This is a genomic window from Streptomyces sp. NPDC048484, from assembly GCF_040651415.1.
Classification (GTDB): domain Bacteria; phylum Actinomycetota; class Actinomycetes; order Streptomycetales; family Streptomycetaceae; genus Streptomyces.
Genome location: NZ_JBEZJY010000017.1, coordinates 43448 through 68044 on the forward strand (window position 1 = coordinate 43448; position 24597 = coordinate 68044).

A 24597-nucleotide genomic window follows, 5' to 3' on the forward strand; every position below is an offset into this window, starting at 1 on the left:
GCCACCGGCCGGGCGACGCACCGACCGACCGACCGACCCACCGACCCAGCGGGCAGCCCGGTGCGCGACCTGAAAGGGGAGCTCGCCGGGCCGGGCAGTCCAGCTGCCGCCTGCCGCTTACCGCCTACCGCCCAAGGAAGACCGGGTTGGTGAACGCGGCCAGCGCGCCCGGCGACGGGCCCGCCGCGACCTCGTGCCGTACCTCCGCGCGTACGTACGCCGCGTACTGGGCCGTCGTACGCCACTCCACCGTGCCGGAGCCCGACACCGGCAGGACCGGGCTCGTGTGCAGTACGCCCTGGTCCGTGACGAAGCGGACCGTGCAGCGCGGAGTGCCCGAGACCTCCAGGCGGACCGTGACCGGGTCGTCGCCGTCCACCCTCAACCGCCCGCCGATACCCGCGTGTTCACCCTTCGGGCCGGTCGCCGAGAACGACAGCGACACCGCCTTCGACTCCGCCACGTAACTGCGGCCGGCGCGGATGCCCTCCTGGATCGCCTCGCGGGTCAGGTCGTCGGCGAGCACGACCGTCTGCGGGGTGCCGACGGGGTCGGGGTCGCGGTGGGCGTCACTGTTGCCCATAGCCGGAATCCAGTCCCGGCCGCCCCGGCCCTCCCGCACGGAGGAGACGAGCATGCTGTCCCAGTCGGCCAGCGACACCTCGTCGTCGGGCCCGTACGCGCCGTTCCACACCTCGACCGCGTCCGCCTCGCCGAAGCCGAACTTCCAGTTGCAGCCGACGCAGGTGGCGTGCGGGTGGGCGGGGACGACCAGACCGCCGGCCTGGCGGATACGGCGCGCGTACTTGCCGAAGCGGTTGTCGCGGGCCCGGTAGCGCCAGTCGACGAACGTGCCCGGGTCGGTGCCGAGCGCGACGACGTGACCGTTCCTCGTCGTCACCTCCTCGCCCAGCAGGATCAGCAGTTCGCCGTCCGGGTGGGGGCCGGCCTGGTCGGCCCAGTGGGCGTGCGCGGAGTGCGTGTTGTGGTCGGACGAGTTGATGAAGTCCAGGCCCGCCGCCCGCGCGAGGGCCGCGATCTCGGCCGGGGTGCGGCGGCCGTCCGAGTACCAGGAGTGCAGATGGCAGTCACCCCGGTACCAGGCCCGGCCACGGCCCTTGGCCCGCGACGGCGGGTACACCGGCTGCGCCGCCTCGCCCGGCTCGCCGTACGTCAGCGTGATGGTGACCTCGTACGGGAGCCCCTGCGGAGCCACCGTGTACGGGCCCAGCGCGATGTGCCAGGTGCCCTCGCGGACCGGGCCGGGGAGGTAACCGGGGGTCGCGTCGTCCGCGCGGATGAAGAACTCCGTGCGCGCCCCGCCCGACCAGCCGCGGAAGCCCTTGCCGCCCAGCTCGGTGCCGCGCTGGTCGAAGATGCCGATGTCGAGCGCGTTGCCCGCGGTGCCCGCCGGGACGGAGGGCCGCTCGTAGGTGTACGCGACCTTGATCTCCCGTACGCCGGACGGGACGTCGACCGGCAGGTACGCGAAGTCGGGCGCGCCGATGGGCAGGGTGCCGCGTACGGTCCGGGTCTCGGGGTCCCCGGGCCTGGAGGTGGCGTCGGCGCCGCTCGCGAAGCTCACGCTTCCCAAGGTAAGCGCGGCGGCGGCTCCCGTCGCGAACAGGGCGCGTCTGCCGACGCCGTGGTCACTGCCGGATCCGCTGCCGAGTTCATCGTTGTGATGGCCGTGATCGCTGTGATCGCCGTGGTGGTCGTCCTCGCACATGTCTGCTGCTCCCGGGTCTCGTGAGGGGCATGGGTGGTGCAGGGGCGGTGCAGGGGTGGTGCATGGGTGGTACCGGCAACTCTGGTATTCAGCCGTGAACTGCGGGGCAAGGGAAGGGGGTCGGCAGCTTTCGGGGACGGAGCCCTCGTGCGACGCAGCCGCCGTACGCGGACGACGCAGCCGCCGTACGTGTACGAAGCAGCCGACGTACGCAGACGTACGCGTCTGAAGCAGTCGACGTACGCGTACGAAGCAATAAATATGCCGACTGGTCGGTATGGACACCTGTATCCCGGGCCGGTATTGATGAGGGCATGCGCATCTCCGTGACGATCTTCCTCACCGACGAGACGATCACTCCGACCCGGCTCGCCCGTGAGCTGGAGCAACGCGGTTTCGCCGGGCTCTATCTGCCCGAACACACGCACATCCCCGTGGAGCGGGCCACTCCGTACCCGGTGGGCGGCGAGCTGCCGCCCGAGTACGGCCGCACGCTCGACCCCTTCGTCGCCCTCGGCCAGGCGGCAGCCGTCACCGAGGCGCTCGCGCTCGGCACCGGCATCACCCTGGTCGCCCAGCACGACCCCATCGACCTCGCCAAGCAGGTCGCGACCCTCGACCACCTCTCCGGGGGCCGCTTCACCCTCGGCATCGGCTTCGGCTGGAACGTCGAGGAAGCCGCCGACCACGGCGTCGAGTGGGCTACGCGCCGGGAACTCGGCCGCGACCGGATGGCGTTGATGCGGGCACTGTGGTCGCCCGAACCGACGGCGTACGAGGGCCGGTTCGACTCCGTACGGGCCAGCCACGCCCACCCCAAGCCCGTGCAGAAGCCGCGCGGCCCGCTCGTCGGGCCGCGCACGCTCATCGGGGGAGCGGCCGGTCCCAAGCTCTTCTCACACATCTCCGACTACGCGGACGGCTGGCTGCCGATCGGCGGCCGGGGCCTGACGGAGTCGCTGCCCGTGCTGCGGACCGCCTGGGCCGAGGCGGGCCGCGACCCGGGCGCCCTTCAGGTCGTGCCCTACGCCGTACTGCCCGGCGCAGGCAAACTCGCGCACTACGCGGACCTCGGCATCGAGGAGGTCGTGCTGCAGCTGCCGCCGGCCGGCGAGGGAGACGTACTGCGCGTGCTGGACGAATACGCGACGTACCTGTAGGAGGCCGCAGATGTGCTGCCGGTGTGTCGCAGGTGGGCTGCCGGACTGCTGCCGGTGTGTCGCAGGTGGGCTGCCGGACTGCTGCTGGTGTGCTGCCGGTGTGTCGTTTGTGACGCGGCACACCGGTCGTGCCTGATCACAGCGATCGTATGCTCGAAGGATGACGACTTCCGCGACCTCCGGAACCGGGCCCACCGCGAACGCCATGCGTCGCGCCCTCAAACGCGCCCGCGACGGCGTCGCCCTCGACGTCACCGAGGCCGCCGTGCTGCTCCAGGCGCGCGCCGCCGACCTGGACGACCTGACCGAGTCCGCCGCCCGGGTACGTGACGCGGGCCTGGCGGCGGCGGGCCGCCCCGGCGTGATCACGTACTCGAAGAGCGTCTTCATCCCGCTCACCCGGCTGTGCCGGGACAAGTGCCACTACTGCACGTTCGTGACCGTCCCCGGCAAGCTGCGCCGGGCCGGCCACGGCATGTTCATGTCCCCGGACGAGGTGCTCGACATCGCCCGCAAGGGTGCCGAACTGGGCTGCAAGGAAGCCCTGATCACCCTCGGCGACAAGCCTGAGGACCGCTGGCCCGAGGCCCGCGAATGGCTCGACGCGCACGGCTACGACGACACGATCGCGTACGTACGGGCCATCTCCATCCGCATCCTGGAGGAGACGGGCCTGCTGCCCCACCTCAACCCGGGTGTCATGTCGTGGACCGACTTCCAGCGGCTCAAGCCCGTCGCGCCGAGCATGGGCATGATGCTGGAGACGACCGCCGTCCGGCTGTGGAGCGAGCCGGGCGGCCCGCACCACGGGTCGCCCGACAAGGAACCGGCGGTCCGGCTGCGGGTCCTTGAGGACGCGGGCCGGTCCTCCGTCCCGTTCACCAGCGGGCTGCTGATCGGGATCGGCGAGACGTACGAGGAGCGCGCGGAGTCCCTCTTCGCGCTCCGGCGGGTGGCGCGGGCGTACCACGGCATCCAGGAGCTGATCATCCAGAACTTCCGCGCCAAGCCGGACACGGCGATGCGCGGCATGCCGGACGCGGAACTCGACGAACTGGTCGCCACGATCGCTGTCGCCCGCCACATCATGGGCCCCGCCGCCTGCCTCCAGGCGCCGCCCAACCTGGTCGACTCCGAGTACGCGCGGCTGATCGGCGCCGGGATCGACGACTGGGGCGGGGTCTCGCCGCTGACCATCGACCACGTCAACCCCGAACGCCCCTGGCCGCAGATCGACCTGCTGAGCGAGCAGTCCGCCGAGGCGGGCTTCACACTCCGCGAACGGCTCTGCGTCTACCCGGAGTTCGTGCAGCGCGGCGAGCCGTGGCTGGACCCGCGGCTGCTTCCGCACGTACGGGCGCTCGCGGACCCGGAGACCGGCCTCGCCGTGCCGGACGCGGTCGTGGAGGGCCACCCGTGGCAGGAGCCCGAGGAGGCGTTCACGTCGTCGGGGCGTACGGACCTGCACGCGTCCATCGACACCGAGGGGCGCACCGGCGACCGCCGCGAGGACTACGACCACGTGTACGGGGACTGGGAGGCGCTGCGGGAGGCGGCGGCGCCCGGCATGGTCCCGTCCCGCATCGACACAGACGTACGCGGGGCCCTGGTGACGGCGGCCGACGACCCGACCCGCCTGACCGACGACGAGGCACTCGCCCTGCTCCACGCGGACGGTCCTGCGCTCGACGCGCTCTGCCGGATCGCCGACGACGTCCGCAAGTCGATGGTCGGCGACGACGTCACGTACATCGTCACGCGGAACATCAACTTCACTAACGTCTGCTACACGGGCTGCCGCTTCTGCGCCTTCGCGCAACGGCGCACGGACGCCGACGCGTACACGCTCTCGCTCGACCAGGTGGCGGACCGCGCCGCCCAGGCCTGGGACGTCGGGGCCGTCGAGGTCTGCATGCAGGGCGGGATCCACCCCGACCTGCCGGGCACCGCCTACTTCGACATCGCACGCGCGGTGAAGGAGCGGGTGCCCGGGATGCACGTCCACGCCTTCTCGCCGATGGAGGTGGTGAACGGCGCCACCCGGACGGGCATGTCCATCCGCGAGTGGCTGACGGCGGCCAAGGAGGCGGGCCTGGACTCCATCCCCGGCACGGCAGCGGAGATCCTCGACGACGAGGTCCGCTGGATCCTCACGAAGGGCAAGCTCCCGACGGCGACGTGGATCGAGGTGGTGACGACCGCGCACGAGCTGGGTATCCGGTCCTCGTCCACGATGATGTACGGGCACGTGGATCAGCCCCGCCACTGGCTCGGCCACTTCCGTACGCTCTCCCGCATCCAGCAGCAGACGGGCGGTTTCACGGAGTTCGTGACCCTCCCCTTCATCCACACCAACGCGCCGGTGTACCTGGCGGGGATCGCCCGTCCAGGACCGACGACCCGCGACAACCGCGCGGTGATCGCGATGGCCCGCCTCCTGCTGCACCCGCACATCCCGAACATCCAGACGAGCTGGGTGAAACTGGGCACGGAGGGTGCCGCGGAGATGCTCCGCTCCGGAGCCAACGACCTCGGCGGAACGCTGATGGAGGAGACCATCTCCCGTATGGCGGGGTCGAGTTACGGCTCGTACAAGTCCGTCAAGGACCTGATCGCGGTGGCGGATGCGGCGGGACGCCCGGCGAAGCCGCGGAACACGCTGTACGGGCCGGTGCCGGAGGAGCGGCAGCGGGCCGCGGCGCTGTCGGACGGGCATCTGCCGGAGCTGCTGCCGGTCCTGGAGTAGGCGGTTGCCGTCCTGGAGTAGGCGGCTACGGGTTGCTGTCGTGGCTGCTGCCGGAGCTGCTGCCGGTTCTGGGGTGAGCGCCCCGTCGGAGTAGGATGATCGGACCCTCCGATGGGTGAGTCAGAGCTGAGGAGATGCGTGCCCGTGCCTGCCCGACGGCTTCCCTCGTGGGCCTGGGTCACCGGTCTGACCGCGACTGCTCTGGTGCTGGTGGCCATGCTGGCAGTCAAGGCCGACAAGGGGCCCCAGCCGACCGCTTCGGCGAGCCCGAAGCCGTCCGCCTCGGCGAGCGCCAAGCCCTCCGGCTCAGCCGACGAGTCCAAGCCGGTCGCCGTACCGGACGGCTCCGGCACGGGGCGGCGCATCGTCTACTCCCTCGGGCAGCGCCGGGTGTGGCTGGTCGACGCGAGCGACGCGTCCCGGCGTACCTTCGCCGTGTGGCCGGGGACGGTGAGCCCGGCGCCGGCCACGTACACGATCGGCAGCCGGCGTGAGGCCGCCACCGGCAGCGATGGCGTGGAGATCGAGCACATCGTCTACTTCGCCGTCGCGTCCGGCGTCAACGTCGCCTTCTCCAACGCCGTCGACGGCTCCTCCCCGCCGCCACCCGCATCGGGCGCGCAGACGGGCGGGGTCCGTATGCGGGCGGACGACGGGGACGCGGTCTGGAAGTTCGCCACGGCGGGGACGAGGGTCACGGTCGTGAAGTAGTCCGCGGCCCGCGCTGGGCCGGACACGCCCGTCGCACCGCACTGCCTGCCTGCCGGGATCGTGCGCCCGGTCAGCCCGGCGTAGGAGACGAGCGGCTTGCCCCGGCCTGCGCACCGTGAAGGAGAGCGGCGCCGAGGGAAGTGAGTGTGTGCAGAACGGTGTTGGCGTACCGGTCGCTGTTGATCAGGCCGCCATTGCGCAGGGCGTTGGTGTGATGGGAGGCGGTGCCGACGGACACACCGGCACGCAGGGCCGCCTCGGTCGTGGTGGCCCCGGTGACAGTGGCCAGCAGGATCTCGGCGCGGGTGGGCCCGAGGAGTGCCCGCAACGGCCGTCCCTCGTGCTGGGGCTCCGGGCGGGCCGCGTGCTGGAACGGGTAGATGATCACGGGCGGCAGATCGGGGTCGGCCAACGTGATCGGCGAGTGCCAGCAGAAGTAGGACGGGATCAGAAGGACACCCCTGCCGTTGAGCCTGACGTCACGGTTCTCCGGATAGGACTCGATCTCCAGGACCGGGTGGCGCCAGCGAAGTGTGGGCGCGAGACTCCCGAGCAGGCCCTCGGTGCCGAAGTCGAGGAGTGAGCGGGCATGCCGGGTCCGTTCGGCGCGCAGACATTCTCCGATGTGATGGTCGTGGGGCGCTATCACGGTCCGGTGATAGTCGCGCAGTGCCTCGACGAGGCGATCACGCATGTCCCTTTCGTCGATTCGGGCCACCCACCTGGGAGATCTTATGGTCCCGGCGAGCTTCCCCGCCTCTTGTTTCACCTGCTGGGCAGGTGTCGCCAATATTGCGTCGAGGCCCGCTTCCAGGCCGCCGATTCCCTCGGCCGGGGTGAGGAAGTCGGGAAAATAGCTGGCCCGGGGAAAGAGCGGCAACAGGAACTTCTTGACCATGGAGCCGGCTTGTGCGTCTCGGATGTTCTCACAGGCGGTGCGGTGCCATCGCGCGTAGGCCCAACGCCCCTCAGCGGTCTGGAATCTGTGCAGACTGCAGGCGATTTCCCAGAGAGGGTGGGGCGTGGCAGCCACGCGTACGCGCGCAAGATCTTCGGCCGAGAAATGAAATCGGAGCATCCCGTTCCACCGTTTCGCCGTTTTCACGGTAGGCCTTGACGCCTCCCTTGACGCCTTGACGATCGCAGAATGCCGCAGGGGAATGAGCGTGACATCGCGCCGAATTCCTCCAGGGCGGAGGAAGACACAAAACCGTGGTGGTGGGCGGGTTCCGCGGACAGGGGCGGGCAGGTCCACGCGTTCCGGTCAAGAACCGGAATGTCTTCTCAAGAGCCGGAATGTCTTAACAACAGAGCGGACCGGGGCGCGGGCGACCTGCCCGCGTACCCCGGTCCTGATGTGCCGGCCGACCTCACGCCGGTCCAGCGGCCGGCCCTGTGGGCCGGCAGGCGCTACCAGACCCGCAGACAGGGCCAGGTATTCGGGCCCACCTCGCCGTCCCACTCGCTGGAGTCGGAGAAGCAGACCTTCTGCGCGTTGATCACTGCCGCCTTGGTGTTGGCGCCGAACTCGCCGTCGACCCCCTTGGGATCGAACTTGCTGTCGCCGACGCGGTTGGCCCAGTAGGTCATCAGGCACTGGACTTCGATCACCCGGTTGCCGGTCTGGCCGTACTTGGTGTTGGTCGTGTTGGTGCTGCTGTAGCCGGCGTACAGGTACGAGCCCTGCCAGGAGTAGTGACAGGTGTAGGCGGAGGCGGAGGCGGGGGCCGCCGCGGGCGCCGGTGACGCCGAGGCGGTGGGAGCGAGGGCAACGAGCGCCGTGCCGACGACTCCGGCCGTCGCGAACGTCGCCAGCCTCACCGCGGTCTTCCTGGTCCTGCTGTCGGTCGTGTTCCTGGTCATGAACGCTTCCTTCTTCGAACCGGTTATGTCCGGGCGAGGCCACGATGTCAACGCCGCGCACGACGGACCAGGTCTTTCGACCGAGCTGAAAAGACGTTGGTCAGGCGGTGCGGCGGCGTACGACTGCGCAGAGACGGAAGGCGGAAGGCCGACGGGCACATGGGTCCGCCCCGTTCGCGTCCCTGATCCGGCGCGCGGCCCGGTGACGATCATGGAATGGGACGGGTGTCCGATGATCTAGGATCGCGATGTTCTCTGGGGAGGGGATGACGCATGGTGCGTGGGGGGAAATGGGCTGTTTTGTGTGTCGCGATGCTGATGCTGGCGGGGTGCGGGCAGCGGGCGGCTGAGGGCAAGCCCGTATTCGAGAGCGCCGAGGACCTGCCGGAGAAGCTCGCCGAGGACGGCACCACCATTCTGGTGGGCGATCCGGACGCGAAGCTGACGGTGCGGCTGTACGAGGATCTGCGCTGTCCGGTGTGCGAGGAGTTCGAGGTCACCGGCGGAAGCCGGGCGTTGCGGGCGGAGATGCTCGACCATCGGGCGAAGACCGAGTACACCCTGGCCTCTTTCCTGGACGACCGGCTCGGCGGCAGCGGGTCGAAGAAGGCGGCCAACGCACTGCGCGCCGCGCTCGGGGAGGGCAAGTTCGTGGAGTACCACGAGGTGCTCTACGCCAACCAGCCCGAGGAGAGCGTCGACGGCTACACCGACGCCAACTTGCTGGAACTGGCCGGTGAAGTGGAAGGCCTGCGCGGCCCGGCGTTCGACACGGCCGTGAAGACCATGAAGTACCGCTCCTTCGTGACCGCCTCCGAGAAGGCGTACGAGCGGGCAGGGGGAGCCGAGGAGCCCGGCGGACCGGGAACACCCACCGCTGTGATCAACGGCAAGAAGCTTTCCCCGGAGTTCTACGGCATGCTCTTCGACAACAAGATCTTCGACATGCTGCTGAAGCAGATCTTGGACGACCCCGAGAACTGGGAAGACTTCATGTCGTGAACCCACCTGCCGCGCGGTACGCCCTGTCGCTGCCCGCGACGCGATTCAGTCCCGGTACGCGGCGTGGGCGACGAACTCGCTCCACGCGGAGTCGGTGAACGTGAGCCGGTTGCCCTGGGTGTTCTTGGAGTCGCGTACGTGGATGGTGGTGACGGGGGCGACGGGGGTGGCTATCGCGACCTCGACGCACGGGTCATTCCATAGCGCATCTCCAGGATCTGGACGTCCCTGTGATCGCTGATAAGACGGCTGTGGAGCTGGGCCTCGGAGTGCCCCAGTGTCTTGCCGTAGAGGTGACCGATGCCCGGGGCGACCGGGTCCCGTGTGTCCCGGTCCCGGTCCCGGAGTACGCGGAATCGGGTCGAGGGCTTCGGATCGTGGCGGCGTACGTGGACCGCTGGGGCGTCGACGAGGCACCGGCCGACTGCAAGACGGTCTGGGCCGAACTGGAACCGGGTCGAGTGGATCGGTGACCCGGTAACCGCCGACGCAAAAGAAGAAAGAACCAGGTAAAGAACCAAACCCGCCCCACCCAGCCCGTCATCCACCGAAACCCCTCGCGCCAGGCCGCCGCCGCCCTGCCTGCCTGTCACCTCGCCGCCCCTGGTCACTCGGTCGGGTGATCAGGGGCGATTCGGTGGCGAAAAGGAGAGTCGGTCCGGCAGCGTCAGCCCCGACGGACACCCACACACGTGAAACGGCCCCCGCCGGGACAGGCATCCCGGACGAGGGCCTCACCACCTAGGAAACCGACTTCCCGATGACTGATCAGAATTTTAGCGCGCCCTCCCGCGCCCGTACCGGCCGTTCCCACCAAGGAGTGAGCCACGTCGACGAGCACCACGACGAGCGGTTCACCGTGGTCGGAAACCATCTCGCCCAGCACCCCGAGCTGTCCCTGACGGCCATCGGTCTGGCGGTCCACATCCACTCGCTCCGCAGCGGCACGCTCGTCGGCATCAAGGCGCTGGCGGCGAAGTTTCTTGAAGGGGAGACGAGGATCGCCTCGGCTCTGCGGGAGTTGGAGACGCACGGGTACCTGGCCCGCATCAAGGAGCGTCTTCCGTCAGGCCACTTGGTGACGCGCACGATCTCGTACAACAAGCCGCAGGGATGCACGGGGGCGGCCCCGCCCGCACCGGAACCTCCCAGCGAACCGACGCACCCCCCCGGCTGCGGCTGCGGCTCTGACTCCGGCTGCGGTTCCGGCGCAGGTCCCGACCCAGGCGCAGGGTCCGGCCGCCGCTTCGCCCGTGGCGGCATCAGCCACGCCACCGCAGGAGCTCCACGACCTCCCCGCGCACCGCACCGCTCGCATCGCCCGCGACGTCCTGGCAGGCCTCCGCGCCCACGACGCACGCTTCCTCCTCGGCGAGCACGACGTACGCCGCCTCGCCCCCGCGGTGGCCGCCTGGCTGGAACGAGGCGTCGCCCCGGAGGACGTACGCCGAACTCTTCTGGCAGACATCCCACCGGAGGGCGTACACCACCCAGCGGGATTCCTGACCCGCCGCCTCACCGCACTCCTGCCTCCACCGCTTCCCGTGCTTCCCGCTGCCCCCGCTCGGCCGGAGGCGGTCCGCCGCGCCCCACTCCAGAACTGCGACGGCTGTGACCGCGCGTTCCGCGCCCCGTCCCCGGGCCGCTGCCGCGACTGCCGCACGGCTTGCCCGGCCCGAGCGGCGGCGTAGAACATGCAGGAAGTCAGCTCTGTGACCGACTGGGACAACAGGTCCAGGTCCAGGTCCAGTGGCCAACTCCTGGGCCATGTGCGGCGTATTGATCCACACTGGGAGCCGGACTTGACCCGGAGTGGCAAGGAGGCAGGCGGGTGGCGCAGGCAGGGCGGTCGCGGCAGGAGCTGATCCAGCAGGGCAACCGTGCCGGATTCGTGGGGCGGGACGCCGAACGGGCCGCGTTCCTGGCGAACTTCGAGATCCCGCTCGGGGATGCCCGCCAGCGCTTCCGTCTCCATGTGCACGGCACCGCGGGCGTCGGGAAGACCTTCCTCGTCCAGGAGTTGCGGCATCTCGCACGCGAACGCGGGGCGCTGACGGCGTACGTCGACGAGAGCGCCGGCAGCGTGCCGGAGGCGCTGGCGGAGATCTGCGGCCAGTTCGCGGACCAGGGACGGCGGTTCAAGGACCTGGAGCGACGGCTGGCCGCGTACCGGGACCGGCACCGCGAGGCGGAGGCCGCCGCGCTCGCCGCCCTCGCGACGGAGCAGGGGGCGCCGCCGGGCCCCTCGGGCGGCAGCAGGGCCGCGGTCGAGCTGGGCATCGCCGTGGCGGAGGCCACGGTGCCCGGCGGCAGCCTCATCGGCAGGGCCCTGCCCGCGGAGCAGCTCGCCCAGGGCGCGGACCGGTTGCGGGCCGGCCTCGGCGCACGCTTCCGCAACTCCGACGACATCGAGCTGGTGACGTCACCGGAGAAGGTGCTCACCCCGGTCCTGCTCCGCGAACTGCGCGCGGCCGCCGCCTCCTCTGCCTCCTCCTCCGCCTCCTCCGCCGTCTCCGAGTGGATCGTCCTGTTCTTCGACACGTACGAGAGGACCGGGGCGTATCTCGACCCGTGGCTGCACGAGATGGTCACGCGTGACGCGGCCGGGGGCGGACTGCCCGCCACCGTCGTCGTGGTCACCGCCGGACAGCGGCCCCTGGACCGCGCCCGCTGGAGTGGCCTGGACTCCGTGACGGACGTACCGCTGGAGCCGTTCACCGAGGCCGAGTCGCGTCAACTGCTCGCGGGGAAAGGCGTCGTGGCCGAGCCGGTCGTCGAGGAGGTGCTGCGCCTCACAGGTGGCCTGCCCGTCCTTGTGTCGACGCTTGCCAAGGAACGCCCCGGCGCCCCGGGCGCCGTGGAGGACCCGAGTGCCACCGCCGTGGAGCGCTTCCTGAAGTCCGAACCGGCTGTCCGCCGCAAGGTCGCCGGAATCTGCTCGCTGCCCCGGTGGCTGGACGCCGACGTGTTCCGGGTACTGGTGGTCGACCGCCCGGACGACGAACTGGACGCGCTGTACGACTGGTTGACCGGGCTTCCGTTCGTCGGCGAGCGCGGGGAGCGGGTGCGCTACCACGACGTCGTACGGGCGCCGATGCTGCGCCTGGAACGCCGCAGGTCCCCGCGCGAGTGGAGCAGGCGGCACCGGCGGCTGGCGGAGTCGTTCGCCGAATGGCGCGCCGACGTCGGGGCGGGCCGGGGGGCCGAGGAACTGTGGGAGGACGGGGAGTGGCGCGATCTGTTCCTGGAGGAGACGTACCACCGGCTGTGCGCCCGGCCGCCCGCGGCCCTCGCCGAGGCGCTGGCATCCCTGGTCGAGGCCTGTCGTGGTAGTGACCAGGCCGTCGGTCGCCGCTGGGCGCGAATGCTGCAGGAATCGGGCGACGTGACGGACCACCCGGTGCTCAAGGAGTGGGGCCGGGACCTGTGCGAGGTCCTCACGGACGATGAGGCCGGGGTCGTCAGGGCGACGGACCTGCTGCTGGCCCGTCCCGGCCTGGACCCGGCCGCGCGGGCGAGGGCGCACGCGCTACGGGGCAGGGAGCTGCGCCAGGGCCGGGAGTACGGTCGAGCCCTGGAGGAGTTCGACCGGGCGATCGAGCTCGCTCCGGAGCTGAGCCGGGGCCACTGCGGACGGGGTGTCACCCTCCGGCTGATGGGTGAGTTCCCGGCGGCGCTGGCCGCACTCGACCGGGCGGACGAACTGGCCCCCGACACCGTCGCGATCATCGCCGGGCGCGCGGAGACCTACCAGTTGGCGGGCCGTTACGACGACGCCGCCGCCGACTTCGGCCGGGTCGTCGCACTCGACCCGACCCACGGTCAAGCCGTGGCCGGACGAGCCGTGTGCCTGCACGCGCTCGGCCGATACGAGGAAGCGCTCACCGAGTACAACCGCGCCCTGACCATCCAGAACGACCACCTGTGGACGCTGGTACGCAGGGCTCGCCTGCGCCGGGTCATGGGGGACCCTCAGGGGGCGTTCGCGGACTTCGACCGGGCGGCCGCCCTCGGCCCCGACCTGGCCTGGATCGCGTCGGAGCGGGGTGACGCCTACCGGCTCGCGTTCCGCTACGAGGAAGCCGTCGCCGAGCTGGGCCGGGCCCTCACCCTTCTCCCCGACTACGCCTCGGCGCTGGCGAGCCGCGGAGCGTCCCTCCACGAACTCGCCCGCAACGAGGAAGCCCTGACCGACCTCGACCGCGCACTCGAACTCCGCCCCGACTACCCCTGGGCCCTACTGATGCGGGCCCGGGTCAAGGGCGCACTGGGCGACGAGGCAGGCAGAGAGCGGGACCTACGCCAAGCCGCACAAACAGACTCGGACGCCACCTAGGGCCGCGGCACCTAGTGCCGCTACAGGCAACGTTCGCCCCGTCGCGACACTAGCCCCCACCACCCGATCCCGACGGGGCCCCCGCCCGATCCACCGGAAGGTGAATAACGACCAGCACAACCCCGCTCAGCAGAAAGACCCGCATCGCCGCGTCGAGCCCGTTCCAGTCCTCCGACTGCCACATCGCGAACCACTCACCGCCGATCGCGAGGAACCCCGCGCCGAAGAGCAGCATCAGCATCAGCAGCCCGATGGTGGAGGTCCGCCGGGCCCGGAGATGGTCGTGGCGGGACCATTGGAACGTGCCCAGGATCAGGACGAGCGCGGCGACCGTCTCCCACACGATGATCGCGATGTACGCGGCATCCTGGAGCCCCTTGGACTCGACGGCCCGCCACATCAGGTCGTCATCCTTGAAGGTGGTGTCCATGGCCAGGACGTGCTGGACGAACTGCTGGTTGGTGCCGAAGTCGGTGATGTTCCCGAATGCCACGAGAGTGATGTAGAGCGCGACCGTGCCGGTGAGCAGGGTCGCGGTGATCGGAAGCGCGCGTGCTGCGGCCATCCTCAGTCCCTTCGCTGACAGTTGTGATGGTCAACATGAGACCGTTGCTATCTATGCCGCCTATGCCGCATCTATGCCGCATCTGCGCCGCATCCATGCCGTGCGCGGGGCCGCGAATCACGGGCCACGAATCAGCGGAGCCGGTCGATGTACCGGTCAGCGGAGCTGGTCGACGTACCGGTCCGTCCCCGGCACCGTCGGGATGAAGGGGGCCACCAACTCGACCCGTCCCAGGCCAGTTTCAGCCACCGCAGCCTCCAGCCCCGTGAAGTGCTCCTCCCAGCACTCCCGCGGATCCGCCTCCAGGAACCACAGCAACGTCAGCCGCGTATCGACCCCCTCGACCTGCTTCACGTACGTCATGCGGTCGCCGGGGAGCGGCGTAGGGCGGAAGACCGTGACCATGGAGGCGGGGGAGCCCGCGAGGAGCTTGGGGAGATGGCGGGAGCGCAGCCACTCCAGCAACTCGGCCCGCTGCTCGGGTGACTCGGCGTCGATGACCTCCAGCACGAGACCTGAGTAGGGGTGATCAAGAGCATGGAAGTCCCGCGGGCCTGACACGCCGTCCCGGTACACCGTGACCTCGTGGTCCTGGAACGCGGTGAAGACGTGCGTGCGCTGCTGGAAGACGCGTCCGTCGCGGTTGAGCCGCTTGTTGATTCCGACGGTCCACCGCATGTGTTCGTCGTAGCGGCCGGAGGTCACCCAGTAGACAGTGATGTAGCAGCCGTCCGTGACCGGCTGGGCAATGGCCGACTTCGCGGGATACCGCAGGAGTTGGAGATCGCGGGTCGCCACCCAGCGGCGCCCCGCATACATCCAGGGCATGGCCATCGCTCCCGCGATGAAGTGATCGTCCTCGTACCATCTGTGATAGGCGCGTTCGTGCCCCGGGTGAGGTTCGACCATCGTGATCAGCGCGTGCCCGACCGCCACTCCGTAGGGCCCGACCGATGCCAGTTTGCTGTACAGATCCGGATAAGTCTCTTCGCGTTCGGTGTCTCGCATGCGCGCTCCCAACCTGTCCCGAAGGCTCCTCCGAGCCGTTCCTGACGATACGTCAGATGTGGAGGGCCGGGAATGGGGGCTGACGAGCCGCCCAGGTCGAGTCGGGGGCCCGCTCGTGGCGATCGGCGCCGGGACCGGGACCGGGGTCGGGGCCGGGGCCGTCGCGTCGGCTCCCGCTTGCGTTAGCGTGGCGGGTTGCGTGCCTACGCTTGTTGAAGCAGGTGCATCGATTGGAGCGGCTGGTGCTGCCTATGAGTTCTTCCCGAGTGCGTTCTGATGTCACCTAGCCGCCGGAAACAGATCGCCGCCGCCGCAGGGCTCCTGGCGCTGATAGCTCTGGGTGTCGTCCTTGGGTCCGTGACCAGCCTGAGTGTCGGCTTCTGCCTGGTCGCCGAGGGCGGCTTGTTGGCACTGATGGGCCTGGCCATCTATGCGACCCAAAGACTCAGATAGCCGTCCCGTACACGGCAAGAGCGCCCGAGCCGGCCGAAGCCGACCCGGGCGCCCAGGCAACACGCTTGTACAGAGGCCTACTTGATGGTCCGGTAGGCCCGGTGGATCGTTTGCTTCAGGGTGTTGCCGGCCGCGTCCGTGAGCGTCACGCGCAGAGAGACCGTGCCCGCCTTCGCCGGGTGGCGCAGGTCGAGGCGCTTGCCGGCGACCGCCTTCGCCGGGTGCCAGGTCCGGCCGTCGTCGTACGAGACGGAGAAGGCCAACTTGCGGGCGGTGCGCGCGGTGGCATCGCCCTCGACCGTGAACGGGACAGAGAAACGCGTACCCGCCTTGGCCGTGCTCTCCGTGGACAGCCGGGGCGTGAAGCGGACCACCGACAGCGGCAGCCGCTGTTCGGCACCGGTGACGTGCGCGGAGGTGAAGGTCCACTCGGCGGTGACCCGGGTGCTGACCGAGGACAGCGTGGTGGGGCGGGAGACGTCCGTGGTGAGACGGAACGAGCGCTTGGCAGCGGGGAGTTCGTACGAGACGCGGTTCAAGGGCTCGTCAATGGCGAAGGCCCGCGTGCCGTCCGCGTACAGGGTGCTTCTGGCCTTGCTGTAGCGGGAGTCGCCGATATGGCCGGCGCCGTCGGAGAACAGGGGGAGGTAGGCCAGGAAGGTGTCACCGGTACGGACCGCGCCGGGGCGGTCCTCGCCGTCCGTCAGCGGGCCGGTGAGGTGCGGGCCGAAGACGCCGGTGTTGAAGCGCTCGGTGTACTGCTTGCCCGCGCTGTAGGAGCGGGGCTTCGCGATCCACTGGCCGGCGTCCCACACCGGTTCGCCGTCCGCGTCCTTGCCGCCGTCCTGCGAGACGGCGTACCGCCACCGCACGCCCGGCAGGACGTACTCGGTGAAAGCGCCCGGCAGCGAGCGCGTGTCGAGGTGGAAGTCGAACGACGAGCCGCCCGGAGTCATCGGCGCGGCGACGAGCGACGCCGTCTTGCCCCTGGCGGGTGCACCGGCCGCGAGCGTTACCTTGGCGAATTGCGCGCGCTTCGGGTTCGCGGTGAAGCCCGACAGGTCGCCGGTGCGGTTCCAGACCGGCCGGTAGCTCGTACTGCCGTGCGTCCAGGTGCCGTTGTACTGCGCGAACGCCTCGCCCGCCGGCAGCCGGGCGCCGAACTGACCGACGCGCAGCCTGCCGAAGCTGCCCACGTCGTACGTGGAAGTGCTCCCGTTCCGGCCGATGTGGAACCCGTAGTTGAGGGTGGCGTCGGTGTGCTTGGCTCTCCTGTCCGGCACGGTGATCCGGATCGGCTTGGCCTTGCGGGCGTCCATGACGAGGGTGGTGTCACGGGTGAGCGAGAACTTCGGGTTGAGGAGGAGGGCCAGCTCCCCGGATTCCGCGTCGGGGGTCGCGCCCGTGTCGATACGGCCTTCGAGGCTGTAGCGCCCCTTGGGCAGCCGTACGGTGAACTCGCCGTCCCTGTCGTCGGAGTAGTCCTGCCAGATCTCGTTGTCCAGGCCCTGCACACCCGTCTGGGAGCGGGCGGCGGGCTTGCCCTTCAGGTCGAGGTGCCGGACGGTCAGATCGTAGGACTCGACCTCGCGGTGTACGCCGATGCCGGTCCGTACGGTCGTACCCGCGCCGTCCGTCGCGGTGAGCGCGCCGCCGAAGGAGCCGTCGGCCGTGCCCGCGCCGCTGTCGGCGGTGACCTGGGCGGTCGCGGTGGCGCCCGCCGGGACGGTGAGCTGCTTCGGCGAGACCTCGAACATGCCCTCGGCGGCGGGCTTCCCGTCCTCGCCGTACGCCTCGGTGCTCAGGTCGAGGGTGAAGGGCCGGTCGCCGTCGTTGCGGTAGGTGACCGTCTTCGTGGCCGGCTGGTCGTCAGTGTGCGGCCACTTCTGGGCGGGGAAACCGAGGGTGGCGGGGGTGGTGGTGAGCTGCTGGTCGAGGGCGCGGGTGAGGTCCGTACGGCCCGTGCCCTGCGCGAACGCCGAGACACCGGCGGTCGGCTTGGCGGATGCGGTGAGCGCGGCCTTGAGGCGCTCGCCGGTCCAGTCGGGGTGGCGCTGGGCGAGGATCGCGGCGGCGCCCGCGACATGCGGGGTCGCCATCGACGTACCGCTCATCGAGACATAGCCGTCGGCGGCCGGGTCGCCCTCCGTGCCCTCGGCTGCCTTCGCGGCGACGATGTCGACGCCGGGGGCGGTGAGGTCGGGCTTGAGGGAACCGTCCGCCGTCGGGCCGCGGCTGGAGAAATCGGCCATCGCGTCGGTGCGGTCCACCGCGCCCACGGTGAGCGCGGCGGCGGCGCTGCCCGGCGAACCGACGGTGCCGGCGGCCGGGCCTTCGTTACCGGCGGCGATCACGAAGAGGGCGCCGGAGGAGGCGGACAGCTCGTCCACCGCCTGTTCGAGGGGGTCGTCACCGGGGCTGTCGGGGCCGCCCAGGCTGAGGTTGATCACCTCGGCACCCTGCGCGACGGCCCACTGCGCGCCGGCGATGAGGCCGGACTCCTGGCCGAAGCCTTCGTCGTCGAGCACCTTGCCGCTGATCAGCCGGGCGCCCGGCGCGACCCCCTTGTACTTCCCCCCGGAGTGCGCGCCCGAGCCCGCGACCGTCGACGCCACATGCGTGCCGTGGCCCACCCGGTCGACGGTGTCCGCCGACTCGGAGAAGTTCTTCGCCGCGTCGATACGGCCCTTCAGATCCGGGTGCGTGTCGTCCACCCCGGTGTCCAGCACGGCGACCTTGACGCCCTTGCCGTCATATCCGGCCGCCCATGCCTCGGGGGCGCCGATCTGCGCGGTGCTCCGGTCGAGGGCCGCCTCGACCTTGCCGTCGAGCCAGATCTTCTCGACCCGGTCGGCGGCGGCCGACCTCTCCCGCGCCGTCCCCCCGCTCCCGGTGAGCGTCTCCCACAGCTCGGCGCCCGCCGACTTACGGGCCTTCAGCGCGTCCCCGTTGACGCTGGGCAGGTCCCGGCTGACCCGGGCACCGGCGGCGGACAGAGCGCTCGGCGCGAGGGTGCGGCCCTTGGCGTAGGTCACGATCAGCGGGAGGTCGGGGCGGGCCGCGTCGTCGTAACCCCACTTGACCAGCTGCGTCACGTCGAACAGCCGCCGGTCGGCGGTGCCGTTCGCGAGGAGCCGCTCGGCGTCACGCGGCACGACGTAGGTGCGGTCGGCGTCCCGCGCTATTCGGAAGGCCGTACCTTCCCTGCCCTTGCCGGGCCGCACACCGGTGACCTGTCCGGTGGCGTCCAGGGTGACCCGGTCGCCGGTGACGAGGGTGACTGTCCTGGCCTTGCCGGTGACGCCGGCCGTACCTGCCGTACCTGCCGTACCGCTGTCTGACTGTGCGGCCCCGGATTCCGGGGCAGCGAACAGGGCTGCGGTAAGGGCGGCGGCGGTGAGCACGGCGAGAGCGGAAGCCTCACCCGCTCGCCTCTTTCGGTGATTCAAGACATGCCTTTCTCTCCGGTTTTCCGGGCACGGCAAAGCAGCCCGTCCGACGGGACAAGGAATCAAAGGGTGGGAAGAGGCGCCCCTTTCGCAAAGGGGCGCGGGGCGTACGGACTCAGACGAGCCGCTTACGGCCCCAGACGAAACGGACTCAGACGAGCCGCTTACGGCCCCAGACGAAGAGGAACGCCACGACACCGGCGGTCAGGGCGAACAGAATCGACGCCCCGAACCACTGCATGGCGTTCATCTGCGACATCGGGAGGTACTCCAACGACCAGCCCACGACATCGGCCTTGTCCAGGCACACCTGCCGTGCCGCGTCGGTCGTCGAACCCGAACAGATGCCCCAGCCCACCAGATCCCCGCTGCCGGTGACATACGACTGGTCGATCTCGTAGGCGGCGTGGGGGAGCGACGGGAACCCGTTCTCGTCCGCGACACCCTTGTTCGTCGTGACCGTGACGGCGTTGCCGAGCGACAGCAGGAAGTAGCCCCAGACGAGCTGGAGGACGACGGTGAAACCGAAGGTGACCGCCATGGCCGTCAGCGTGCGCCGCAGCACCACACCGATCGCCACCCCGCCGAAGACGGAGAGGAGGGTGAGGGCGACAGGCACCGGGCCCGTCGTGTTGAACGCGGCGCCCGAGGTCCAGTCCATGATCATGGACTCGGACTTGACGGGGTGCCACCACCAGCCGAACACCGCCGACAATACGACCGTGCTCACCACGGCCACCAGTCCGGCCAGCGCCAGCTTCGTGGCGAGCCAGCGGGTCCGGCTCATGGACTGGGCGGCGACCAGCTTGGCGGTGCCGTTCTCCAGGTCGCCCGCGATGAGCGGGGCGCCGAGGAAGACACCGAGCAGGGTGGGTATCGCCTGGAGACCTATGGAGACGAAGGAGAACGCGTTGTTGTACGGCTGGAACTTGCCGCCCGCCTCGTCGAGGCTCTTGCCGGGATAGCCGTAGCCGTCGAGGAAGTCGACCAGCTGGCCGCGCTGGTAGACGATCCAGGCCACGCAGAGCGCGGTGGCGGCGAGGATCGTCCAGAACCCGGCCCGGTGCTGGCGCCAGACCAGCCAGGTCATACCGCTGAGCCGGGGGCGCCGGCCGGCCTGCGTGGTGGTCGCGTTCAAGGTCCCGCCGGTGGTCCCGTTCTTGCCGTCGCTCGTGGAGCCGGTCGAGGTGCTGGTCGAGCTGCGGGTGAAGACGCTCATGCCGCCACCGTCCCCGTGCCGAACCCCTGGCCGTGGACCTGAGCGGTGGGGGTGATCAGCGGTGGTGCGTCGGGTGAGCGGAGATAGGCGAGCAGGAGTTCCTCCATGCTCGGGGCGTTTATGTCCCAGGGGCCGGTGACCGGGCCCTCGGGGCGGATGAGCGCGGTGAACTGCCGTCCGCTGGTCCGGGACTCGACGAGGGTGTGGTGGCCGAGGCCGGCGGCGGGAGGCATGCCGTCACCCTCCTTGGCGCCCGTGACCAGGGTGTGCACGGACATCAGCTCGTCCACGTCACCGGCGAGGCGCACTCCGCCGCCGGAGACGACGACGAGGTAGTCGCACACGTTCTCCAGCTCGGCGACGACGTGGGTGGACATCAGCACGGTCGTTCCGCGCTCGGCGGCCTCGGCGAGGAGGGTGCCCATGATCTCGTGGCGCACGACCGGGTCGAGGTCCGACATCGGCTCGTCGAGCATCAGCAGGTCGGGGCGCTTTCCGAAGGCGAGGGCGATGGCGACGCGGGTGCGCTGGCCTCCGGAGAGGGTGCTGATCTTCGCGTCGAAGGGCACGTTGCCCGCGCGGATGATGTCCTCGGCGGCGCGCTGGTCCCAGCCGGGGTTCAGCTCCCGGCCCAGACGCAGGGTCTCCGCCACGGTGAAGCCGCGGAACAGGGGCTTCTCCTGGGCGAGGAACGCTGTGCGCCGACCGGACTCCACCGAGCCCGGAACCTCACCGAACAAGCTGATCGAACCGTCCGTCGGCTGCAGGACATGCGCCGCGATACTCAGCAGCGTGGTCTTGCCCGCCCCGTTGGGTCCCACCAGGCCGCAGATCCGTCCCGCCGGGAGCCGGAAGGAGCAGTCCCGCAACGCCCAGCCCCGCCGGTAGCGCATCCCCAGCCCGTACGCCTCGATCGCCGGCTCCCCCACGTACATACCTTCACTCACCTGTGCTCCTGGTTGTCGTGGACCCCGTGGGCCCCGTTGTCGTGGACCCAGTTGCCGCCACGTTCCCGGCGGCGTACTGCTTCTCCATCGCCGACGCGACCAGCGCGGCCACGTCCTCCTGCTCCAGACCGGCCCCGTCCGCCTTCGACATCCACGCCACCAGCTCCGCGTACAGCGTCGAGTCGGTGCCCGTCTCGGGGCGGCCCAGCGTGCGGCGTACGAACGTGCCCTGGCCCGGCCGCGGTTCGACCAGGCCCTCGCGTTCCAGCTCGCGGTACGCCTTGAGGGTGGTGTTCGGGTTGACCGTGCTGGTCGCGGCGACCTCTTTGGCGGTGGGCAGCCGGTCACCCGGCACGAGTACGCCCAGCCGGAGGGCCTGCTTGGTCTGCTGCACGATCTGCTGGAAGGGGGGGACCCCACTCCGCCTGTCGATGCGGTACTCCATGATCACCACCACCATTCCACTACTTGATTAGTGGAGCGATGATGGAGGGGTGTGAGGGCGGTTGTCAATGCCGACCGGGGGCGAGGGGAAGCGGGCGGGAGGCACACTGACCGTCTTTTTTTGGGACATCAGCGGACAGGGGGCAAGGTGCGTCCAGCAAGAGACGCCTCGTGCGGGTACGCCGCTGGCCTTCTCTCCCTCGCGGACCTACCCTGACGGACCGTCAGATCAAGCGCCACAGCCGGGAGGCCCGCAATGTCACTGCTCCGGGGCAAGACCGTCGTCGTGTCGGGGGTCGGGGCCGGGCTCGGCCATCAGGTCGCGGCGGCCGTCGTGCGGGACGGCGGGAACGCCGTGCTCGGGGCCCGCACCGAGGCGAACCTCGCCAAGGCCGCCGCCGAACTCGACCCGGGCGGCGCGCACACGGCGTACCGGGCCACGGACATCACCGACGAGGGGCAGTGCGAGGCGCTCGCGGCGCTGGCCCACGAACGGTTCGGGCGACTCGACGCGGTCGTCCATGTGGCCGCCTGGGACAGCTACTTCGGCGGCCTGGAGGACGCGGACTTCGCCACTTGGCAGGCCGTGCTCGACGTGAACCTGCTCGGCACGCTGCGGATGACCCGCGCCTGCCTGCCCGCACTGAAGGAGCGAGGCGGATCCGTTGTGGTCATCGGGACGCAGTCGTCCGTGGCCGCACCTTCCCAGGTGCGACAGGCGGCGTACGCGGCCTCGAAAGGTGCGCTGACCAGCGCGATGTACTCCATGGCGCGGGAACTCGGGCCGCACCGGATCCGGGTGAACACCGTGCTGCCCGGCTGGATGTGGGGCCCGCCGGTGGAGGCGTACGTGCAGTTCACCGCGTACACCGAGGGAGTGCCGGAGGCCGAGGTGCTCGAACGGCTGACGTCTCGGATGGCGCTGCCCGAGCTGGCCACGGACGGAGACGTGGCGGACGCCGCCGTGTTCCTGGCGTCGGACCGGGCGCGAGCGATCACAGGACAGTCTTTGCTGGTCAACGCGGGGGAGTTGATGCGATAGCCGCCACGTTTCCTGGTCATGAAAATGTTCAGAAACATGAATAGAGGTCAGTAAGCAGAACTATTTTACCTCCCCTTGACCGCACAGGCTGTTGTCGCAGTCATGCCATCGAACCCACGATGAGCGGGCGCTTCACGATCCTGACGATCCTGGGAGAAGGCATATGAACGGTCTCGACTGGGCCGTGCTCATCGGCTACTTCGGTGTGATGGTCGCGATCGGTGTCTGGTCCCACAAACGGGTCGACAACGTCAGCGACTTCTTCACTGCCGGCGGCAAAATGCCGTGGTGGCTGTCGGGCATCTCGCACCACATGTCCGGCTACAGCGCGGTCATGTTCACGGGTTACGCGGCTATCGCCTACACGTACGGCGTCACTTCCTATGTCACCTGGTCCTTCCCCATAGCCATCGGCGTCGCGATCGGTGCGAAGCTGTTCGCGCCCCGGCTCAACCGGGTGCGCTCACGGCTGCACGTGGCCTCGCCGCTGGAGTACCTGAAGAACCGCTACAACCTGCCCACCCAGCAGGCGCTCGCCTGGTCCGGCGTCCTGCTGAAGATCGTGGACGTGGGCGCCAAGTGGGCCGCCATCGCGACCCTGTTGTCCGTCTTCACCGGTGTCTCGCTCAACATGGGCATCCTCATCACCGGCTTCGTGACCGCCATCTACTGCACGGTCGGCGGCCTCTGGGCGGACGCGCTGACCGAACTCGGCCAGTTCATCATCCAGTTCATCGCCGGCATCGCGATGCTCGTCGCCGTCATGGCCGAGCTGAACGGCTTCAGCACCCTGTGGACCGTCTGGGACGAGCCCGCGCTCGACGGGCACACCAAGCCGCTGGCCGGCCCGTACATGATGGTCTTCCTGATCGCCTACCTCTTCATCAAGACCTTCGAGTACAACGGCGGCATGTGGAACCAGGCCCAGCGGTACATGGCCACGGACTCCGCGAAGTCCGCCACGCGCTCGGCCACCCTGTCCGCCGTGCTCTGGCTGGTCTGGCCGCTGGTGCTGTTCTTCCCCATGTGGATCGCGCCGCTGATCATCAAGACCGACGTGCCGGCGGATTCCTACGCACTGATGGCCGAACACCTGCTGCCACACGGGCTGTTGGGCCTGGTCATCGTCGGGTTCTTCTCCCACACCATGGCGATGTGCTCGTCGGACGCCAACGCCATCGCGGCCGTCGTCACCCGCGACATCATGCCCGCGGTCTCGCGCAAGGCGCGCGAGTGGGACACCCGGATGGGGCTGCTGGCCGCGCGCTGGTCCACGCTGCTCTTCCTCGGTCTGTCGATGGCCATCGCGACCCAGGTCAACTCCGCCTTCTTCGGCGACATCATCACCGTCGTCATCAAGTGGGTCGCCGGCCTGATGGGTCCGATCGCGATCCCGCTGATGCTGGGTCTGCTCCCGTGGTTCCGCAAGAGCGGTCCGACGGCCGCGCTGATCAGCTGGGGTGTCGGCCTGTTGACCTTCTGGCTGGTCAACTACCCGATCAGCTGGAACGTCGACGGCGGGGTCCCGCTCCAGTACCAGGTGTCGATCCCGCTCGCGGTGTCGCTCGTCCTCTACGTCCTCATCGGATACGTGAAGCCGGAGGACACCCCGGAACGGGACGCGCTCATCGCGAAGATCAACTCGGACGACGGCGGTGCCGGCGCCGCGGCGGTGCCGGCACCGGCACCGGCCGGAGCGGACGGCGTGCTGGGAGCGCCGGGCAAGGACTGAGCCGGGCAAGGACTGAGCCAGGCACTCGACGCCCGCGCGTCCGATGCCCGCGCACCTGACGCTCGGGCACCCGATGCCCGCGCACCCGTCATACGCGCACCCGTCATACGCCCGTGAGGCGTGAGGGCGGCCGCTCCTCTACGAGCGGCCGCCCTCAGTGCCGGTCGGCCATCCTGGTACCGGTCGGTGGC

At 69.9% G+C, this 24597-nt stretch carries 18 protein-coding genes and 1 pseudogene; 9 read left to right on the forward strand and 10 right to left on the reverse strand.

Annotated elements, in window-relative coordinates:
- Window positions 1–124: 124 nt before the first annotated feature.
- Window positions 125–1729, reverse strand: a complete 1605-nt coding sequence (locus AB0D14_RS18670) for a CehA/McbA family metallohydrolase (RefSeq protein ID WP_362780191.1) — start codon at window positions 1727–1729, stop codon at window positions 125–127.
- A 314-nt stretch (window positions 1730–2043) separates the two neighbouring features.
- Here AB0D14_RS18670 and AB0D14_RS18675 point away from each other — a divergent pair, with 314 nt between their 5' ends.
- From AB0D14_RS18675 to AB0D14_RS18685, 3 genes are all read left to right on the forward strand, one after another.
- Window positions 2044–2889: an LLM class F420-dependent oxidoreductase gene (locus AB0D14_RS18675; RefSeq protein WP_362780193.1), complete on the forward strand. Its 846-nt coding sequence runs from the start codon at window positions 2044–2046 to the stop codon at window positions 2887–2889.
- A gap of 160 nt (window positions 2890–3049) precedes the next feature.
- Window positions 3050–5635, forward strand: a complete 2586-nt coding sequence (locus AB0D14_RS18680; RefSeq protein ID WP_362780196.1) for a bifunctional FO biosynthesis protein CofGH — start codon at window positions 3050–3052, stop codon at window positions 5633–5635.
- A 144-nt stretch (window positions 5636–5779) separates the two neighbouring features.
- Window positions 5780–6346 carry a hypothetical protein gene (locus AB0D14_RS18685; protein ID WP_362780199.1) on the forward strand — a complete coding sequence of 189 codons (567 nt, stop codon included), beginning with the start codon at window positions 5780–5782 and terminating at the stop codon, window positions 6344–6346.
- A gap of 70 nt (window positions 6347–6416) precedes the next feature.
- On the opposite strand, the gene AB0D14_RS18690 is transcribed toward AB0D14_RS18685, so the two are convergent.
- Together AB0D14_RS18690 and AB0D14_RS18695 are read right to left on the reverse strand one after the other, a co-directional pair.
- Window positions 6417–7244, reverse strand: coding sequence for a winged helix-turn-helix domain-containing protein (locus tag AB0D14_RS18690; protein ID WP_362780201.1), 828 nt, complete (start codon window positions 7242–7244; stop codon window positions 6417–6419).
- A gap of 512 nt (window positions 7245–7756) precedes the next feature.
- Entirely contained in the window at window positions 7757–8209 is a 453-nt protein-coding gene (locus AB0D14_RS18695; RefSeq protein WP_362780203.1) for a peptidoglycan-binding domain-containing protein, read from the reverse strand.
- A gap of 273 nt (window positions 8210–8482) precedes the next feature.
- Between AB0D14_RS18695 and AB0D14_RS18700 the strand changes: the two genes are divergently transcribed.
- Entirely contained in the window at window positions 8483–9211 is a 729-nt protein-coding gene (locus tag AB0D14_RS18700) for a thioredoxin domain-containing protein (RefSeq protein WP_362780205.1), read from the forward strand.
- 45 nt (window positions 9212–9256) lie between these two features.
- Here AB0D14_RS18700 and AB0D14_RS18705 read toward each other — a convergent pair whose 3' ends face one another.
- On the reverse strand, window positions 9257–9385 hold the full coding sequence (locus AB0D14_RS18705) for a DUF397 domain-containing protein (RefSeq protein ID WP_362780427.1): 129 nt from the start codon (window positions 9383–9385) through the stop codon (window positions 9257–9259).
- Window positions 9386–9444: 59 nt separating this feature from the next.
- Here AB0D14_RS18705 and AB0D14_RS18710 point away from each other — a divergent pair, with 59 nt between their 5' ends.
- From AB0D14_RS18710 to AB0D14_RS18720, 3 genes and pseudogenes are all read left to right on the forward strand, one after another.
- Window positions 9445–9684: a hypothetical protein gene (locus AB0D14_RS18710; RefSeq protein WP_362780428.1), complete on the forward strand. Its 240-nt coding sequence runs from the start codon at window positions 9445–9447 to the stop codon at window positions 9682–9684.
- A gap of 287 nt (window positions 9685–9971) precedes the next feature.
- Window positions 9972–10902, forward strand: a pseudogene (locus AB0D14_RS18715) (helix-turn-helix domain-containing protein).
- 140 nt (window positions 10903–11042) lie between these two features.
- On the forward strand, window positions 11043–13547 hold the full coding sequence (locus tag AB0D14_RS18720) for a tetratricopeptide repeat protein (protein WP_362780208.1): 2505 nt from the start codon (window positions 11043–11045) through the stop codon (window positions 13545–13547).
- 49 nt (window positions 13548–13596) lie between these two features.
- Here the strand turns inward: AB0D14_RS18720 and AB0D14_RS18725 are convergent, their stop codons facing one another.
- The 6 genes from AB0D14_RS18725 to AB0D14_RS18750 all read right to left on the reverse strand — a co-directional run bounded on the left by AB0D14_RS18725 (window position 13597) and on the right by AB0D14_RS18750 (window position 21648).
- Window positions 13597–14112, reverse strand: coding sequence for a DUF2165 domain-containing protein (locus AB0D14_RS18725; RefSeq protein ID WP_362780211.1), 516 nt, complete (start codon window positions 14110–14112; stop codon window positions 13597–13599).
- A 156-nt stretch (window positions 14113–14268) separates the two neighbouring features.
- Complete coding sequence (locus tag AB0D14_RS18730) at window positions 14269–15120, reverse strand: hypothetical protein (protein WP_362780213.1); 852 nt, start codon at window positions 15118–15120, stop codon at window positions 14269–14271.
- A gap of 530 nt (window positions 15121–15650) precedes the next feature.
- A complete protein-coding gene (locus tag AB0D14_RS18735) occupies window positions 15651–18977 on the reverse strand; it encodes a S8 family serine peptidase (protein ID WP_362780215.1) in 3327 nt (1108 codons plus the stop codon).
- A gap of 196 nt (window positions 18978–19173) precedes the next feature.
- Window positions 19174–20241 carry an ABC transporter permease subunit gene (locus AB0D14_RS18740; protein ID WP_362780217.1) on the reverse strand — a complete coding sequence of 356 codons (1068 nt, stop codon included), beginning with the start codon at window positions 20239–20241 and terminating at the stop codon, window positions 19174–19176.
- Window positions 20238–21176, reverse strand: coding sequence for an ABC transporter ATP-binding protein (locus AB0D14_RS18745; protein WP_362780429.1), 939 nt, complete (start codon window positions 21174–21176; stop codon window positions 20238–20240). Before AB0D14_RS18745 ends, AB0D14_RS18740 begins: the two co-directional genes overlap by 4 nt.
- Before the next feature lie 4 nt (window positions 21177–21180).
- Complete coding sequence (locus tag AB0D14_RS18750; RefSeq protein ID WP_362780219.1) at window positions 21181–21648, reverse strand: GntR family transcriptional regulator; 468 nt, start codon at window positions 21646–21648, stop codon at window positions 21181–21183.
- A 240-nt stretch (window positions 21649–21888) separates the two neighbouring features.
- On the opposite strand from AB0D14_RS18750, the gene AB0D14_RS18755 reads away from it, so the two are divergent.
- Window positions 21889–22674: an SDR family oxidoreductase gene (locus AB0D14_RS18755; RefSeq protein ID WP_362780222.1), complete on the forward strand. Its 786-nt coding sequence runs from the start codon at window positions 21889–21891 to the stop codon at window positions 22672–22674.
- A 163-nt stretch (window positions 22675–22837) separates the two neighbouring features.
- Window positions 22838–24406 carry a sodium:solute symporter family protein gene (locus AB0D14_RS18760; RefSeq protein ID WP_362780225.1) on the forward strand — a complete coding sequence of 523 codons (1569 nt, stop codon included), beginning with the start codon at window positions 22838–22840 and terminating at the stop codon, window positions 24404–24406.
- Window positions 24407–24597: the final 191 nt, after the last annotated feature.